We start from the raw sequence: 16862 nt of genomic DNA on the forward strand, positions 1-16862 counted from the left end.
TTTATTAATGATTACCTAAGCGTCTTTGCCTTTTCTTTTTGCGGTAATTTTTCAGTTGTTGCGGCACGTAGTCGAACGTCTGCTCCGGCTGCAGAAAAGCTTCCAGAATTTTGTTTAGCTCGGATAACATGGTATTACTATCAGGTTCCTGCCTTTTCATGACCTCTTGCGGAGAAGATGATTTTTGATATTTTCTTTTCCTAGTTTCTGGCTGCTCCGACCCAATTCTTTCAGCTTGGCTTAAGGTTTGATTGGGAGCAGCAGGCAGCTGAATGCCACACCTTTCCTGGATACCGGGCGCACTATATTTTTTACCCAGGTCGCTGCCCTTGTATACGCCTTTGGTGCGGTGGTCAACGTACGTAATACCATAGATACGACCATCCTTACTTAGTTGTAAGACCAGGCTAATTCCTTCTTTTTTCAGGCGGTCCTTTAAACCAGCCAGCGAAATATTCGGTTGCTTTAAAAAAGTTAAATCTACAGCATTTTTCACCCGGACTTTACTTGGTTCCCGGGCGGTTTGGTTCAGTTTAAATTTACTTTCTAAATATTTCAGCGTGGGTTGCTGGTAAAAAGCACTGGCTTTAATGGGCACCCCTACCCTATTTCCCTGTTCATCCAGGAGCCGGTACAGCAAGCCCCGGTGCTGGTACATTTTGGAATGCTCGCTGCCTCGGTCGGCTTCCACGTTGTATTGCCTAAGCACGGCATTGAGCTCCGGCAAGGAGGTGTATTTATACTCCTGGAGTACCTTGTTTAACACTTGGCCAATGGCTCTTCTGGTTTCCGATTTGCCGTACTGAACCTTCTGAACGGAGACTGGTTCCAGGTCAGAAAGCTGCCTTTTTGAATGGTCTTTTGCCTTCACCAGCCCAAAACTTTGCTCGATTTCTTGGCGGGCTATTTCAGAAACATTTTTACCCAGGTTATGCAAGGAAATCCGTTTGCCATCCGGTTGAATATTAGTCGTTACCAGGTGCACGTGCGGGTGCGCTGCATCGTGGTGCTGGTAGACCAGAAAAGGCTGCTCCCCAAAGCCAATCTTCTCCAGGTAAGCCGTTGCTATCTCTTTTAACCTGTCGGTGGGTAGCTGTTCAGAGGGGTCAAAATTCAGGGAGATATGCACGCTGTTTACTTTTGTCCTTTCGTTTAAGCTTGCCTGTTTCAGCAATCGGTTAAGCTTCTGGGAAATAGTTAAGGCTTCCACCTGCTGCACATAATTCCCGGCCAAAATACATTCGGCTTTCCCTTCTTTCACCTTTTGTTCATTATAATTAAAAGCCCGCCGGAGGTTGCGGCTGGTATGAATTACTGCAACCATATTGCTTCTATTTTCGCCATCCTATTTTTGATTTCCGCCACTTTTTCCTGCAGTAATTTTTCCTCCATTTCCCAGGTTAGCAGCCAGCTCCGAAACTCGGGTAGCTGGCTCAAAGTATGCAGCTTTTTCACGGCCTGGTTGAAGTTGTTACCAATGCTGTTCAACTCCTTTCGTAGGGTTATCAACTCAGCCATAAACTCATCCAGCGATTGGTTGCGGTGATTAATGGTAACTGGTTTTTGCAGCAATATTTTGCGGGCGTAATCACTTATTTCCCGGCAAGTAGTCTGGTGAAAGTGGCGGTAAATTTGCTCCTGTTCCTGGGGCTTTAAGCGCAGGTGCAGCCACTTGGTACGGTTGTCATTTTTCGCTTCCATTACCTAACTTTCTTCACAATTTTAATCTTCTTTATACTTGGCGCTGCTCCGCCTCCGACTCTGGAGGAAAGGACTGAATTTCCTGGTGGTGATACAACCATACATCTTGCCGATTGCACCAAAAACCGCAATCTTTCGGCCCGTAACTGGTGCTGCAGGCATTATCAGCGGAAATTAGCAGAAAGCGGCGATGCTTTAGTAATGCCCTTCGCCCTTCCACAAAAGGTGTTTTAATGCAGGTTGTTTTTGAGACTTTTCCTTTGCGTTTTACCCTGGTTAATCAACCATTCATTTAAGTCTTTGCAAGGCCGGTATAAAGCACTTTTATCATGGTACTGGAGACTTATGTCTAAAGCTTTTTGCGTTATTTTTAGGCCGGCAGCATCCCGGTCCAAATAAAGATTAATGGTCTGGTGCTGCTCCAAGAAAAGTCGTGCTTTTTCAAAAAAAGAGATCGAATTCAGCACCAGAAAATCCATTTGTCTTTGGGCAGATGGGGAAAGTACTTTCAGGTAAGATAGAAAGTCGAAAAAACCTTCGAAAACCGCCACTTGCGGGGCACCGTTTTGGAAGGTAGTAATGCCTTTGGGAGAGCTGCTGATTTTGAAATAAGGATGCCGTAATTCATAACCTCCAGCATCATTTCGAAACCCAATGGCTACGTATTCTTTATCTTTTAGCTGGTAGCTGATTTCCTGGCAATATTTTTTTGCCAGGTCCAGGGTAATGCAGCGTTGCTGAACGTAACGGCACAAAAAAAAGGACCAGAGCGGTCTTTCCTTTAAGATGCTAATCGAGTGTTCATTTGCTTCCCGGTTTACATTTTCCCGGATAATAGCCGGTCCTTGAACAGAGAGGGTTCCAGGTAAGTGGTGTAACAATTCACTTACGGTACAGCCATGATAACGAATGGCAAAGTCAATCAGGTTACCACCTTGCCCTAAGCCATGGTCGTACCAGCAGTTGTGCTTTTGGTTCACTTTAAAAGAAGGGGTTTTCTCCTCACGCAAGGGCGAAAGATACCAGTAATCCTGATTCTTTACTTTTACCGGGTGGTGGCCTAATTGAGCCAGATAGCCTACCAGGTCTATCTGCCGGGCTTCCGCGCAGGAAGCCGATTGCTTTCTTGTCTCCATAACTTCACTTTATCCTGCTCTCAGACAACAGTGAAGTTAAACAGCGCCTATGACATTTACCTATCATGGCCGGATTTTGGCCATGACTGTTTTCTACCGGGAGCGTATATTTTCATAACCAAAAAATTAAGCTAATATTCATCTAAAGCAGAAAATCATGTTAACCACTGATGATGTAGCCCGGGTGTATGATACCATACTGAGTATTCCGGGCATGAACGAGAAAGTAAAAATAGATTTAAAAATTACCCGTAAAAATGCTTTGCTACTAAATCGGATAATTCAGAGAGGGTTGAGTAGTAATAATGAAGAAGATTCCACCGACCTGCTGGATAAGGTTCCGCAAGATGCCTTACAGGAACTAGCCTCTCTAGCAGAGGAGTGTTTAAAGAAAGCAGGATTAACTGAGTTTAGTGAAAAGTTAAAAATGTTGGATGGGAAACATTCAAGCCCTACAATCGGGAATGTATAATAATCCGGTGTTTGCAAGCCTACTTTCTTTTCTCTAATTGCCACTGGTTACCTTCCAGGATAAAAAAAGCTTTATTGGTGGGTTTCCGGTTAAAGCGGGTAGGCTGAAGGGTGGCAAAGGGTGTTAGATTTATATAAGCAGTTGTATATTCTGCTACAGCACTTTTTCCATCAGGCTGGGTTTTCAAAGAGGTTATTTCCACCAGTTCTTCATCTGCTAATTTCACCTTTTGAATGTAAAGGTGTTTATCGGCTTCCGGGGTCTCTAACAAGTAAGGCTGCGCATTGGGAGTAAATTTAATCAAAGGTTTTCCAAGCTCACTTATTTTTTGAGTTTGGCTTATAATTACAACACCAGCTTTATCCAATCCGGCTTCTATCGTCTTTCGGGCATGTTGAGGGTCGCTGCAGTAAAGGTCATAGTCAATTACTTTAGGATATTGCTGGTCTTGCTGGACCAACTGAAAAGCCTTTTCTGAGGTTATTTCATTGGAAGTACAACCTGCTAGTATTAAACAGGTTAACCCCAACATGGCAGTTACCTTTTTCATAGCAAATGGATTTAGATTTCTATTCTAAAATACTTAAATTTTACTTTATTGTAAAACATTAAAGATTAAAAGGGAGAAAACCGTTTACTTTTAGTTCATTTAAGATTCTTAAACCATCAGCGCCCGGTCGATTGGATGAATGAAATGGAAGGATGGAATGGAAGGATGGAATGAGACGGGGCGCCACCTTACAGGTGTACGGGCTGCCAGCCCTTTTTATAGTTAATAAATTATCTGGCAGCTGGTACACCTGTTCTGATGAACATTCTTGCAATCTGTTATAATTAAACCATCATAAAAAAATCATAATTTTTAACAAATAAATGATTGTTACCAATTTTTCAAAGGAACCAATGTTTATGCCATTTAGTTGTCATCCAAACACATATAAACCACCCCAGCTTTCCTGACTCTAATGATAACGCAAATTTTACTTCGTTGTAATTTACCTAAAGCCTTGGTGTGGTAGTTAATGATATAAGCTACGGTGAAAAAACTTCTTTAACTTTTATTAGAACACCTATGATAAAAGCAACCTACAACGATAAAGATTTGGTGGTGGATATTCTTACCAGGTCTTTTGAATCTAACCAAAGTGTTAACTACATCGTGAAGCAGGATAAGGAACGACTAAAGAGAATTAAATACTTAATGGATTATTCTTTTGAGGTTTGTTATTTATTTGGTAATGTCTTCCTTTCGTCAGATAAAAAAGCCTGTGCTTTGGTTTTGTACCCCGACAAAAAAAAGACCACCTTCAAGACCGTTTTATTAGATGTAAAGCTTATTCTTAATACGGTAGGCTTCCAGAATATAAAAAAGACGCTTTCCCGGGAAAGCCTCATAAAAGGAATTCAGCCAAAAGAACACATGTATTATTTATGGTTTATTGGTGTCGATCCTAAATTTCAGCAGTCGGGCATTGGAACTTCCCTTCTAAACGACCTTATCCAGGATAGCAATCTTAAAAAAAGGCCAATTTATTTAGAGACCTCCACCTTAAAAAATTTGCCGTGGTACCAAAAGTTCGGCTTCCAGGTTTACCATGAAGCTTATTTAGGATACAAATTATTTTTTCTAAAAAGATAAATTATAAAATTTTGATGTGATGTTGGTATTTGGGACAGAAATGCACCTGGTAACATTCGTTTTCCTGGTTTTAGAAATCGCGATGTTCTTTTTTCAGTTTATTTACTTCTTGTCCAGGCCTCAGGAAAAAAACAGATTCTGGTACCTGGTATTACTATTTCTTCTGATTCTTTATAATGTAACCGGCGGTTTATTCCCGGATAAAAATTTGCCACTACCTATTATTGCCCAAAATATAATGGCCTATGGCAGCGGGTTTATAATGGCCTCCTATATTCCTTATTACTTCTATAAGGCCTTCAACTTACAACAACTGCGCTTCCATGCCTTATATGGGATTTACCTTTTCTTGATATTACCGTTTCTGGTATTCTTTGTAGTAGAGTATTCCATAAATGGTAATCTGGATTTGGCAAGACAACACGGAATTATTATTCCATTTTTCTACACCATTGTACTACTTCTTAGCATTTTAAAAGCTACTCGGGCAAAATATAAAAGCAACCCAACAAAAAGCAATCTAACAGAAGTTGTAATAGTTTGCTGCGCTGTAATTCCATGGGCATCTATGCCCATTATGGCTTATTTTAACGCCAGTCAGCTATTGGAAGTAAGTGTATGTAACGGAGGGTTTATTATAATTACCATTATATTTATCAGGCAATCAATACATAAGTCCAGAGAAGAATTTAGAAAGCTGCAGGAGTTAAATACTAAACTTTCCGAAAAAGTAAAGGAGAGAACCCAACAGTTGGAAGCCCTGCATGAGCAAAGAACTCATAATTTTGTAAACTTGGTTCATGAGACTAAAACACCGCTCACCCTAGTTAATAATTATCTGGATGACTTTTTACATAAGCATGGTTCAGGCGAAGAAATGGATATTATTAAAGGAGGGATACATAAACTCACAAAAGATATTACCAGCCTTTTTGATATTGAAAAGTTTAATAAAGGAGTTAGCATTTATAATCACCACCAGATTTCAAATTTTAGCACTATTTTGAATGAAAGCTTAATTCTATTCGAACCTTACTGCCAAAAACACAATTTAAACTTAATTAAGAATATTACTGAGGAGGTATTCATTAAGGCAGACCCCAATGCTATTAATAGAATTGTATACAACCTGATAGAAAATGCAATAAAATTCTCCTACCCTGGCGGGATGCTAGAAGTTACTTTAAAAACTATAGAAGATAAAATATTCTTTTCGGTTCAGGATACCGGCCCAGGTATTAGTACTCATTTCCACAAAAAGATTTTTGAACCTTATTTTCAAATTAACAGAGAAACGACTAGCCTGCAAGGAATGGGTCTAGGTTTGCCAATCGTTGCGAAGGTAACCGATAGTTTAGGCGGGCAAATACTGATTGACAGTAACCCCGAAAGAGAACCCGGAACTAAAATCAGCATCATACTCCAACGTCATTATTCAGTGCCGGGTCATATTACCGCGGCACCCTCCGAAACCGGAGCCCCTACTTATTACCTGGAGGATTTTACCATTAATGACACCCCTTATATGGCTAACCGCCAAACAATCTTACTTGTAGAAGACAATAAAGCTATGTTGAACTTCCTTATAAAGAAACTAAGCTTAAAATACAACATATTCTGTTCTTTAAATGGGGCGCAGGCTTTAAAAAAATTGCAGGACTTACCCGTAATTCCGGACCTGATTTTAACCGATATTATGATGGACAAAATGGATGGGTTTAATTTTGCGAAGGCTTTATCGGAACAGAAACTGTTTAATCATATTCCCTTAATTTTTTTATCGGCCAAATCAACTTCGCTTGACAAAATTAAGGGTCTTAGGTTAGGCGCTATTGATATGATTCAGAAACCCTTTTCTTCCGAAGAACTGATACAGAAAATTGACTCAGTGCTGCAGAATATAAAAAAGCAAAAAAGCGCCATACTACAAGCTGCTATTTCTAACCTGAAGATATCCCTGTTGCCGGAGGAAAATCCTATAAATCAGAATGCTCCTTCCGTTTTTGAACAAAACTGTAAACTATATAATCTAACCGACCGGGAAATTGATATTGTAAAACTTATCCGACAGGGTTCAAAATATAAGACAATAGCCGAAAGTTTATTTATTTCGGAACGAACCGTTAACAAACACGTGCAGAATATCTTTGAAAAAGTGGGTGTCTCGAATAAAGTAGAATTGTTAAACAAACTGGACCTGAATTCCTAAAATAGGCCTCTATTTACTCCTAAAACCCATTTTAGCCTTATTATACGCAATTTTGCGTAGGATAATAGTATATAATAAGTATATGAAAAAACCCCTCAGATAGTCAAATTTGGATATGTAGAATATTCAAATTATTAAAATGCAGTGCGGATATACTTTAGAGTGGTTGGAATCATTAATAAATAATTCTCTTAACCTTACAAAAACAGAGCTAGCCCCGGAATCAATAGCACCTGACCAAATCAGGTTCCTGGTATCAAAAATTGAAGAAGAGAAGAACCGGCATCAATCTTTCCTGAACCAACAGGTATTTCTTCTGTTAGAAGAGGAGAAAATTGAGGTACTTATAAATCAGTATTATGCTTCCCTGGTATTTTTACACCACCAGGCCAGGCATAATAAAGGCAACCTGATTCTCAAACACCCCCTCCTGAAAGAGGTTCATTCAGCGCTTATTCTAAGTTTAGAGGAATTGACTTCTTTCCTTGAGGCTCGATTTTCAAATTATTTAAACCCGAACCAGGAGGCTTCCGGTATTCGGTTAAAAGCATTCAAAAAAGAAATAAAATCATTTTTAGCTACGGTATGGCCAACTTTAGAGAAGAAGGTAGGTGAAAAGCGCCTGACGGATATTATTTTCGTGGGTTTACAAACAGTGCTTGACAATATTAAAAAGGAAAATCCAATTTCTTTACTGGAGGTTTCTTACATAATGGATTTAATGATGGAATTAAAGAAACTTTCGGAACCAAGTACCACTACCTGTCCGGTTGCCGGCTTTAATGAAATTCTTATCAAATTAAATTATAACAGCCAAGCTTATATAAACTATTACATCCTTAGTATAACCCAAGAAATTAATGCCATTGTTGAACTGGCAGAAAAACTGGAAAAACTACTTTTTCTAAGAAAAAACTTTAACCAGATAAACAGCAAACCCGGCATAATTTTACATGTTGAAGGCAAGAATCTAATAACAACCATTAGTAACTGGTTTAACCAGGAAATTAAATTCCTGGAAAAGAAAAACCAACTAAGGTTAACCTCCCCCAAAAACGAAGCCAACAATACTAAACAATTACCTCAAGAATCGCTTAAAATCGTCAGTACTTTATCCGTCGACCAAATGAGTTTGATTTTACGGGCAGCTGATGAATTAAGAGTTATCAAGGCTCGTTCGCTAAATGCGGTTTTTAAACAAATTGTACCCTATTTATCAACTTTGTCTAGAGAAAACATTTCATTTGATAGTATGCGCAGCAAAGCGTATACAGTTGAAGAAAAAGACAAGGAAATTGTAATTAAAACGCTTCAGCAAATGGTAAATAAAATAAAGGAGTATTAAAAACAAGCAAATAGGTTAAGGGGATTAAAGAATAAAATTATAATTGAGACTACTCCCTTTTCTCGGAACACAAGGCTTTAAGAGATAAGGTGATTGACATGCTGGAAGAAAAGCCCAAGACTCCGGGAAGGAAAGCTATCGAAGAAAGGGAAATAGATAAGGTGGTTGGATACGTGGACACCTTTATTTATGGTATAGCCGCCAGAGTTTAAAGCCTAACTAATTTTATAAGTATTTACCACTGCAGAACCTTTTGTATAAATTGACCCTCCCTTTTTGGAATCTGTTCAGAAAGGTCTTTACGTTCCGGCCAAGTTCCAACCGTAATATTTTTCCCTCCCGCAAAACTTATCCTTAATGTATTTCACTAAATTAACAATCATTGCCGGGTTGGCTTCCGGTACTTCCTTCACGAATTCCAAGATTCAGAACTTACTTTAAAACCTCATTTTTGGGGTCCAGGAAGGGTCCAACAAAAGTTGGACTTGAATTGCGCATTCTGAAAGTATTCCTTTGAGAGGTAATTGTAAGCAATCTGGTTCTGGCGCAAATAGTGGCTGGACCGGCTGAAATCGTGAAGAAAGGAAAGAAAAGACCATGTTTACAAACATCTCCTGGGCTAACTACCTGTTGGTAGTAACCCTCCTCCTAATAATTTACTATCTGGTAATTGGATTCAGGTTTTATTTCTACGAATTAAAGGCCTTCATTTCCGGTTTGCGGAAGCCTAGTATTAGTCCGGAGCACACCAAAACATCCCGTCTTCCGGCAGATAACCATTCCCCTGGTGGATTGCTAGAGGATTGGCCAGAGGCCTTCGAAATCCCTAACTCTCCCGGAAACCAGCTACATAACCCTCCTACAAAGGAGACATGGATATCCAGCGAACAAAAGTTTGCCATTGCCGAAGCTGCCCAAAAGGCAAAAAATAAAGAAGAATTTATTCAAATTATCCAATTGATCCTGGTAGCCTATCCGGGTTTAAAAGTAACAACTTTCCGCTCTGCTATTCAAGACCTGATAATGGCAGAAACTGAAATATTCAGTTCATTTTCACTTACCGAAGCAGATTTTGAAGAATTGTGGCTGGCAGCGGATACCCCTTCCGACGCAGAACGGTCGGAGGAGAGTATTCCGGTTGAGTAAATAATTGTTAAAAAAGTTACATATGTAAAATTCTAAATACGGCTGTATCTACCTCGGGGCTGAAGAGCAATAGATGGGATGGGATGAGGTAATGAGATAATAGCCGCTTCTCTGCCTCTCTGCCAGTTGGCAGAGAGGCCAGCAGAAGAATCAGGATGCTAATGTTTAATTCTAAATAAGGTGAAGTATGAAAACGAAGCAATTGAAATTTAAAAAATTAGGTAGCAGAATAGGTTCAACCCTGAGCCTGACTCTGGCTTTAGCTTTGCTGGCACCCGCTGCATGGGCCCAGGATGGTAATGCCGGCATTAATGAAGCTAATGAACAAGTACGGAGCTATTTTGACTCCGGAACCGACCTGATGTATGCCGTGGGCGCGCTGCTTGGTCTTATTGGCGCGGTAAAAGTTTACCAAAAATGGAATGCCGGCGACCCCGATACGAGCAAAGTGGCCGCTGCTTGGTTTGGCAGCTGTGTTTTCCTGGTAGTGGTGGTTACCGTTATCAAGTCTTTCTTCGGGATATAAGAGTGGTTATTTTAATTACAAAAGAAGAAAGCAGTGGAAAACAGTGTATACACCCTGAACAAAGGAATTAACAAGCCCCTGGAATTTAAAGGCCTAAAAGCCCAATACATCTGGTACCTGGGTGCCGGTTTGGTGGCTCTACTTTTTCTGTTCGCTATGCTTTACATTGTGGTGGAACTGGATGCTTTTAGCTGCGCCGGCATAATCCTGGTAATGGGTGCTGGTCTGGTTTTAAAAATCTACCAGTTAAGTCACCAATATGGTCAACACGGCCTGATGAAAAGCCTGGCCCGCCGCCAAGTGCCACTAGTTGTAAAATCCTATTCCCGGCTAATTTTTAAGCTAAATTCATAGAACATGGAAAAGCAACTCGATGAACTGCTCCCTCTGATGGGGGTGGAACAGGACTGCATCCTCTCCAAGCAAGGCGATATTACCGTGGTATTCCAAATTTACCTGCCGGAGATCTTTACCCTATCTGACCAGGAATACGAAGTGTTACACCATACTTGGGTAAAACCTCTTAAATTACTACCCTCTCACACCGTTTTTCACAAGCAAGATTGGTTTATCCAGGACCACTTTCAACCAGACTTTACCCGGGAAGATACTAGTTTTCTTTCCCGCTGCAGCGAACGCTTTTTTAACGAACGGCCTTTTCTCGATCACCGGTGTTACGTGTTGCTCACCAAAAAACCCGCGGGCCGACCGCTTGCCACGTCCTTGTTCTCTAATTTGCTGCGCCGCACGATTGTACCCCAGCAGGTGTTAAGTCCGCTTTTGTTGCAAGATTTTCTGGACCAGGCCGGGCAATTCAAACGTATCCTAGAAGACAGCGGACTGGTTAAGTTAAAAAAACTACAGGAGAAGGATTTACTCAGCCACCAGCACCGGTTGGGCATTATTGAACAGTATTGCTATTTGGCAGAGCGGGATAATGCCTGTTTAGTAAAAGATATAACCTTTGGCGATAGCATCCGGATAGGCGACCAGCTTTGCCAGCTCTACACCCTCGGAGATGCCGAAGATTTGCCGGCTTTATGCGGCTCCCGGATTAATTATGATAAATATTCCACCGACCGATCTAAATTCAGCATCGGCTTTGCCGCAATCCTGGGCCAACTCCTGCCCTGCAACCACCTGTACAACCAGTACATTTTTCTGGAGGACGTCCGACATACGCTGCAGCAACTGGAACGCAAAAGACTACGGCTGCAATCCTTATCGGCCTATTCCCGCTCCAACACTTTGGCCCGGGATGCTACGAATGATTTTCTGAATGAGGCCATCCAGCACCAACGTTTACCAGTCAAAGCCCATTTTAACCTGCTGGTCTGGACCGATAACAAAAAAGAAGAAAAAGATTTAAAGAATAAGGTTTCCTCGGCCCTTGCCCAGCTAGACACTGCCGCTAAACAGGAAACCGTTGGGGCCCCGCAAATTTTCTGGGCCGGTATTCCGGGCAATGAAGCGGATTTTCCCATGAATGACACCTTCGATACATTCGCCGAACAGGCTACCTGCTTTCTAAACCTGGAAACCAGCTACCAATCTTCTTTAAGTCCGGTGGGCATCCGCTTAGGCGATCGTTTAACCGGCCGGCCCCTGCACGTAGACTTATCGGATGAACCGGTTAAAAATGGTATCTGTACTAACCGCAACAAGTTTATTCTGGGTCCTAGCGGCAGTGGCAAATCCTTTTTCACCAACCACCTAGTGCGCTCTTACTACGAACAGGGTACCCACATTGTCCTGGTAGATGTTGGTCATAGTTATAAAGGCTTGTGTGATTTAGTAAAAGGATATTATTTCACCTACTCCGAACAACACCCTATCCGGTTTAATCCTTTTTTCATTGGACCGGGCGATAACTTGGACACCGAAAAAAAAGAAAGCATAAAATCGTTGTTGCTGGCGCTCTGGAAGAAAGACCATGAAACATTCGCCCGTTCAGAGTACGTGGCCCTGTCGAATGCTTTACAGCTATATTACGAATGGCTGCCAAAAGAAGAACAGATATTTCCGGGGTTTAACAGCTTTTATGAGTTTCTGCGGGACCAATTTACCAAAACACTTGCAGCCGATAACGTTAGAAATAAGGATTTTGATATCAACAATTTTCTCTACGTGCTCCGCCCCTATTATCAGGGCGGTGAATTTGATTATCTGCTCAATGCCACCCAAAATTTAGATTTGTTGCAGGAACGTTTCATAGTCTTTGAACTGGACAACATCAAAGACCATCCCATTTTGTTTCCGGTAGTAACCATCATTATCATGGAGGTGTTTATTTCCAAAATGCGCAAGCTCAAAGGCGTACGCAAAATGATTCTCATCGAAGAAGCCTGGAAAGCCATTGCCAAAGAAGGCATGGCTGAATACATTCGGTATTTGTTTAAGACAGTTCGGAAATTTTATGGAGAAGCCGTGGTAGTTACCCAGGAGGTAGAAGATATTATTTCTTCGCCTATCGTAAAACAAGCCATTATCAATAACAGCGATTGTAAAATACTGCTAGACCAAAGCAAGTACCTGAACAAGTTCGACCAGATTCAGCAGTTGCTGGGTTTAACCGAGAAAGAAAAAGCTTTGGTCTTATCGGTTAATAAAGCCAACGACCCCACCCTTAAGTACAAAGAAGTTTTTATCAGTTTGGGCGGGACCTTAGCCAAAGTTTACCGCACCGAAGTATCGCCGGAAGAATACCTGACTTACACCACCGAAGAAACCGAAAAGATGATAGTACTGCAGTATGCCGACCGCTATGGGGATATCCGGAAAGGCATTGCGGTGCTGGCTAATGAAATAAAAACCCAGGGATTGCAGCATAAATAAATATATACGGTATGAAAAAGCTATTTACCGGATTGGGAATTGTACTGGTGGTAATGGTTACACCCGTTCCGCCCACCCAAGCCCAGGATCCCATTACCCTTATTATCAAGGCAGGCATTATCAAAGCCATTAAAGCCATGGACTTGCAGATTCAACGGTTACAAAACCGCACCATCTGGCTGCAGAATGCGCAGAAAGTATTAGAAAATACCATGTCGCAGGCAAAGCTCACCGAAATTTCCGATTGGGTAGAAAAACAACGGCAATTGTATAGCGATTATTACCAGGAACTCCGGGAGGTAAAAAACATAATTGCTTATTACCAGCGAATCCGGGATATAACGCAGCAACAGGTACGCCTGGTGGCGGAATACAAAAGAGCCTGGGGCTTATTTAAACAGGACCAACACTTTTCGCCGGAAGAACTGGAATACATGAGCAACGTTTACACCGGTATTTTGGCGGCCAGTTCCCAGAATCTGGATTATATTTTAAAGGTTATTAATGCTTTTTCTTACCAGATGAGTGATGCCCAGCGCCTGGCCATCATCAACGCAACGGCCGACCAATTAGAAATTAATTACCGGGACTTAAAGGCTTTTAATGAGCAAAATATGCTACTCAGCCTGCAGCGGGCCCGCAGTAAGCAGGAAGTGGAAGTAATAAAACAGTTATACGGAATTCAATAAGAAAATAATGAAACGCATAATTCTCCTATTAATAGCCGGGTTAGGTTGTGGGTACGTTCAGGCGCAAACCCCGGAAGAATGGATGAATCAGAAAAGCACTCAAACCAAATACCTGCTCCAGCAGATAGCGCTTTTTCAGGTGTACCTGGGCTATGTTCAGAAAGGCTATAGTATTACACAAGGCGGCTTAAGTGCCATAGGGCATCTTAAAAATCAGGAGCGACAATCACACGCTGATTATTTTCTGGCATTAGAAAAAGTTAATCCAAAAATCAGGTACTCTTCCCGTGTAGCAGCCATCCTGGCAATCCAGATTAACCTGATGCAAACCTGGCAAAGTGCCTTCCGTGAGCTACAACAAAATAGCCAGTTGAACCCGGTCGAAAAAGACTATCTCACCCGCACGCTAAAGAACCTGTTGCAGGAAAATGCCGCAGATTCAGAAGCCTTGGTAGGGATAATATCGGACCACCATTGGGCAATGAAAGATGATGAACGGCTACAACGAATTAATGCCCTTTATTTGACAATGCTGGATAAATATGCTTTTGTCCAAAACCTGATGAAGGAAGCAAAAACACTGGCCATGCAACATTTCCAGGCGCAGAAATCCATTCAGACCAGCCGAGCCTTATATGGATTTTGAAAGCAGATAATTATGAAAACCCAATTTATTTTCCTGCTCTTCCTGCCACTAGGTGTTTCGGCCAACCTATCGGCTCAAAACCAGGAAGCTCAACAACTACTGCTAAACGTAGAAAAACTGGCTCAACTAAAGCAGATACTAAGTGATATGAAAAAAGGATATACCATTCTTAGTACCGGCTACAACACCATAAAAGACCTGTCCGAAGGCAATTACCGTTTGCACCAGGCTTTTCTGGATGGGCTGCTGGCCGTAAATCCCACGGTTCGCAATTATCAGAAAATTTCGGGCATAATAAATTACCAGGTGTTCATCCTGCAAGAGTACAAAAAAGCTTATAACCGCTTCCGGCAGGATAAAAACTTTAACCCTAAAGAAATTAAATACCTCCAGCGGGTTTACACCAACCTCTTTCGATTGAGCCTGCAAAACCTGGATGAGCTGGCCTCTATTATAACGGCTAACCAGCTCCGGATGTCCGATGAAGAAAGGTTAAATGCTATTGATAGAATTTACCAGGACATGCTGGATAAATTAATTTTTCTCCGGCATTTTAATCACACCACCACCCTGCTGGCCATCCAACGGGCCCGGGAACAAAAAGATGTGCATACCCTTCAGAAAATCTATGGCTTAAATTAATATAAACTATTATGGTAATGTGGCGAAGAGCTGCTTTTGTAGCAGCCGTGGGAATGTTATGGCCCTTTTTTACCCTGGCCCAGGGTATGGGTAACCAGGTTCAGGGCCTGCAAGGCGTTTTAAACCAACTCTACGAAGAAATGCTGCCGATGTGCAGCAAACTGATTAGCGTAGGTCAGGGCATAGCCGGTTTTGCGGCAATCTGGTATATCGCCGCCCGGGTTTGGCGGCACCTGGCCAATGCCGAACCCATTGATTTTTACCCTTTGTTCCGGCCCTTTGTGATTGGTTTGGCCATCCTGCTGTTTCCTTCGGTGCTGGCCATCATGAATGGGGTGATGCAGCCGACCGTTACTGCCACGGCTAACCTGGTTCAGAACTCAGATAAAGCTATTTTGGCCTTGCTGAAGCAAAAAGAAGAGGCTATTAAGAATACCAGTGCCTGGCAAATGTACGTCGGGGAATCCGGCAGCGGTAACCAGGAACGGTGGTACCGGTACTCCCACCCTGAAAACCCGGCGGCGGAAAATGAAGGAGTGATGGAAAGTATTGGCAATGACCTGAAGTTTGCCATGGCCAAAGCTTCTTACAATTTCCGTAACTCGGTAAAAGAATGGATAAGCGAAGTGCTGCAAGTCCTCTACCAGGCCGCTGCCCTTTGCATCAATACCATCCGCACGTTCCAGTTAATTGTGCTGGCCATTCTCGGGCCACTAGTCTTTGGCTTGTCAGTTTTTGACGGCTTCCACCATACGCTTACGGTTTGGATGGCCCGGTATGTCAATATTTATCTCTGGCTACCGGTGGCTAATCTTTTTGGCGCTATCATTGGGCAGGTGCAGGAGAAAATGTTGGATCTGGATATTCAGCAGGTACAATCCACTGGCGATACCTTTTTCAGCCCCACCGATATGGCCTATCTCATCTTTCTGCTCATGGGCATTGTCGGGTATTGTACGGTTCCTTCAGTGGCAAATTACATTGTGCAAGCCGGCGGTAGTAACACCCTGCTCTATAAAGTAACCAGTCTATTCAGCAATGCTTCCCGTGGTACTATCAACACCGTAGCCGGTGGTACCGGAATGGTTACGAATACCTTCAGCCATGCTGCTGACCGCATTCACCAGGGTTTAACCGGAAACCACTCCCAGGCAGGCCACGCCCACTATATGGCCGACAAACTCTCCGGCAAATAAAAGCTATCCCTTATCCTAAACCAGTTGTTTTATGTTTAAAAAGATGCAAAATATTGACACGGCTTTCCGGTATGTTCGCAGCTTTACCCTGGTGGTGGTTACGGGTAGCCTAGCGCTTTGCGGCTTCACGCTCTATAAAAGTTACCAGTGGGTAGCCGGCGCGCAGAGCAAGGTGTTTGTTTTGGCCAACGGCAAAGTACTGGAAGCCTATGCGGCTGACCGAAAAGATAACCTGCCGGTAGAAGCCCGAGACCATGTCAAAACATTTCACCAGTACTTTTTCTCACTGGACCCGGATGAAAAAGTAATCCAAACCAATATCAACAAAGCCTTGTACCTGGCAGATGCCTCGGCCAAACGGGTATATGATAACCTGAAGGAGAAAGGTTTTTATGCCGAAATTATATCGGGCAACATCAGCCAGCATATTACCATCGACAGTGTCTGGCTAGATATGAACCAATATCCATATGCTTTCCGCTGTTATGCTACCCAAAGCATTACCCGCACTACCAGCCAGGTATTTCGAAGTCTTTTAACCGCAGGTTACCTGCGCAATGTCAGTCGGTCGGATAATAATCCTCATGGCTTTTTAATCCAACGCTGGACCATCCTGGAGAACCAAGACCTGAAAAGCCAATCGCGCTAGACCCTGTACTCGACCATTTAAACAAGTAGCT

General features: G+C 42.3%; 17 protein-coding genes. 13 read left to right on the forward strand and 4 right to left on the reverse strand.

Going from position 1 to position 16862, the window contains the following annotated elements:
• Nucleotides 1-4: 4 nt before the first annotated feature.
• The 3 genes from F0145_RS05105 to F0145_RS05115 all read right to left on the reverse strand — a co-directional run bounded on the left by F0145_RS05105 (nt 5) and on the right by F0145_RS05115 (nt 2837).
• Complete coding sequence (locus F0145_RS05105; protein ID WP_150087241.1) at nt 5-1324, reverse strand: relaxase/mobilization nuclease domain-containing protein; 1320 nt, start codon at nt 1322-1324, stop codon at nt 5-7.
• The gene (locus F0145_RS05110; RefSeq protein ID WP_150087242.1) at nt 1312-1701 is read right to left on the reverse strand and encodes a plasmid mobilization protein; all 390 of its coding nucleotides are present in this window, start codon (nt 1699-1701) and stop codon (nt 1312-1314) included. Before F0145_RS05110 ends, F0145_RS05105 begins: the two co-directional genes overlap by 13 nt.
• A gap of 230 nt (nt 1702-1931) precedes the next feature.
• A complete protein-coding gene (locus tag F0145_RS05115) occupies nt 1932-2837 on the reverse strand; it encodes a toprim domain-containing protein (protein ID WP_150087243.1) in 906 nt (301 codons plus the stop codon).
• Between the two features lie 157 nt (nt 2838-2994).
• Between F0145_RS05115 and F0145_RS05120 the strand changes: the two genes are divergently transcribed.
• Nucleotides 2995-3309, forward strand: a complete 315-nt coding sequence (locus tag F0145_RS05120) for a hypothetical protein (protein WP_150087244.1) — start codon at nt 2995-2997, stop codon at nt 3307-3309.
• A gap of 19 nt (nt 3310-3328) precedes the next feature.
• Here F0145_RS05120 and F0145_RS05125 read toward each other — a convergent pair whose 3' ends face one another.
• Complete coding sequence (locus F0145_RS05125) at nt 3329-3859, reverse strand: hypothetical protein (RefSeq protein ID WP_150087245.1); 531 nt, start codon at nt 3857-3859, stop codon at nt 3329-3331.
• Nucleotides 3860-4381: 522 nt separating this feature from the next.
• Between F0145_RS05125 and F0145_RS05130 the strand changes: the two genes are divergently transcribed.
• From F0145_RS05130 to traK, 12 genes are all read left to right on the forward strand, one after another.
• A complete protein-coding gene (locus F0145_RS05130) occupies nt 4382-4948 on the forward strand; it encodes a GNAT family N-acetyltransferase (RefSeq protein ID WP_150087246.1) in 567 nt (188 codons plus the stop codon).
• Between the two features lie 19 nt (nt 4949-4967).
• On the forward strand, nt 4968-7157 hold the full coding sequence (locus F0145_RS05135) for an ATP-binding response regulator (RefSeq protein WP_223815856.1): 2190 nt from the start codon (nt 4968-4970) through the stop codon (nt 7155-7157).
• A gap of 139 nt (nt 7158-7296) precedes the next feature.
• Complete coding sequence (locus F0145_RS05140; RefSeq protein WP_150087248.1) at nt 7297-8502, forward strand: hypothetical protein; 1206 nt, start codon at nt 7297-7299, stop codon at nt 8500-8502.
• Between the two features lie 597 nt (nt 8503-9099).
• Nucleotides 9100-9648 (forward strand): hypothetical protein, encoded by a 549-nt coding sequence (locus F0145_RS05145; protein WP_150087249.1) that lies wholly within the window; start codon nt 9100-9102, stop codon nt 9646-9648.
• Between the two features lie 187 nt (nt 9649-9835).
• A complete protein-coding gene (locus tag F0145_RS05150; protein ID WP_150087250.1) occupies nt 9836-10174 on the forward strand; it encodes a DUF4134 domain-containing protein in 339 nt (112 codons plus the stop codon).
• Between the two features lie 33 nt (nt 10175-10207).
• Complete coding sequence (locus tag F0145_RS05155; protein WP_150087251.1) at nt 10208-10528, forward strand: DUF4133 domain-containing protein; 321 nt, start codon at nt 10208-10210, stop codon at nt 10526-10528.
• A 3-nt stretch (nt 10529-10531) separates the two neighbouring features.
• Entirely contained in the window at nt 10532-13009 is a 2478-nt protein-coding gene (locus F0145_RS05160; RefSeq protein ID WP_150087252.1) for a TraG family conjugative transposon ATPase, read from the forward strand.
• Between the two features lie 11 nt (nt 13010-13020).
• Nucleotides 13021-13698, forward strand: a complete 678-nt coding sequence (locus F0145_RS05165; RefSeq protein ID WP_150087253.1) for a conjugal transfer protein TraI — start codon at nt 13021-13023, stop codon at nt 13696-13698.
• 7 nt (nt 13699-13705) lie between these two features.
• A complete protein-coding gene (locus F0145_RS05170) occupies nt 13706-14344 on the forward strand; it encodes a hypothetical protein (protein WP_150087254.1) in 639 nt (212 codons plus the stop codon).
• A gap of 12 nt (nt 14345-14356) precedes the next feature.
• Entirely contained in the window at nt 14357-14986 is a 630-nt protein-coding gene (locus F0145_RS05175; protein ID WP_150087255.1) for a TerB family tellurite resistance protein, read from the forward strand.
• A gap of 17 nt (nt 14987-15003) precedes the next feature.
• On the forward strand, nt 15004-16182 hold the full coding sequence (traJ, locus tag F0145_RS05180; protein ID WP_150087256.1) for a conjugative transposon protein TraJ: 1179 nt from the start codon (nt 15004-15006) through the stop codon (nt 16180-16182).
• Nucleotides 16183-16213: 31 nt separating this feature from the next.
• On the forward strand, nt 16214-16831 hold the full coding sequence (gene traK, locus F0145_RS05185) for a conjugative transposon protein TraK (RefSeq protein ID WP_150087257.1): 618 nt from the start codon (nt 16214-16216) through the stop codon (nt 16829-16831).
• The last annotated feature ends 31 nt before the right edge of the window (nt 16832-16862 follow it).

It is taken from the genome of Adhaeribacter rhizoryzae, from assembly GCF_008629685.1.
Lineage (GTDB): Bacteria > Bacteroidota > Bacteroidia > Cytophagales > Hymenobacteraceae > Adhaeribacter > Adhaeribacter rhizoryzae.

Bases quoted from the DNA above. Each gene is read 5' to 3' on its own strand.
- F0145_RS05105 (WP_150087241.1), bottom strand. From the start codon at position 1,324: ATGGTTGCAGTAATTCATACCAGCCGCAACCTCCGGCGGGCTTTTAAT.
- F0145_RS05110 (WP_150087242.1), bottom strand. From the start codon at position 1,701: ATGGAAGCGAAAAATGACAACCGTACCAAGTGGCTGCACCTGCGCTTA.
- F0145_RS05115 (WP_150087243.1), bottom strand. From the start codon at position 2,837: ATGGAGACAAGAAAGCAATCGGCTTCCTGCGCGGAAGCCCGGCAGATA.
- F0145_RS05120 (WP_150087244.1), top strand. From the start codon at position 2,995: ATGTTAACCACTGATGATGTAGCCCGGGTGTATGATACCATACTGAGT.
- F0145_RS05125 (WP_150087245.1), bottom strand. From the start codon at position 3,859: ATGAAAAAGGTAACTGCCATGTTGGGGTTAACCTGTTTAATACTAGCA.
- F0145_RS05130 (WP_150087246.1), top strand. From the start codon at position 4,382: ATGATAAAAGCAACCTACAACGATAAAGATTTGGTGGTGGATATTCTT.
- F0145_RS05135 (WP_223815856.1), top strand. From the start codon at position 4,968: ATGTTGGTATTTGGGACAGAAATGCACCTGGTAACATTCGTTTTCCTG.
- F0145_RS05140 (WP_150087248.1), top strand. From the start codon at position 7,297: ATGCAGTGCGGATATACTTTAGAGTGGTTGGAATCATTAATAAATAAT.
- F0145_RS05145 (WP_150087249.1), top strand. From the start codon at position 9,100: ATGTTTACAAACATCTCCTGGGCTAACTACCTGTTGGTAGTAACCCTC.
- F0145_RS05150 (WP_150087250.1), top strand. From the start codon at position 9,836: ATGAAAACGAAGCAATTGAAATTTAAAAAATTAGGTAGCAGAATAGGT.
- F0145_RS05160 (WP_150087252.1), top strand. From the start codon at position 10,532: ATGGAAAAGCAACTCGATGAACTGCTCCCTCTGATGGGGGTGGAACAG.
- F0145_RS05165 (WP_150087253.1), top strand. From the start codon at position 13,021: ATGAAAAAGCTATTTACCGGATTGGGAATTGTACTGGTGGTAATGGTT.
- F0145_RS05170 (WP_150087254.1), top strand. From the start codon at position 13,706: ATGAAACGCATAATTCTCCTATTAATAGCCGGGTTAGGTTGTGGGTAC.
- F0145_RS05175 (WP_150087255.1), top strand. From the start codon at position 14,357: ATGAAAACCCAATTTATTTTCCTGCTCTTCCTGCCACTAGGTGTTTCG.
- traJ (WP_150087256.1), top strand. From the start codon at position 15,004: ATGTGGCGAAGAGCTGCTTTTGTAGCAGCCGTGGGAATGTTATGGCCC.
- traK (WP_150087257.1), top strand. From the start codon at position 16,214: ATGTTTAAAAAGATGCAAAATATTGACACGGCTTTCCGGTATGTTCGC.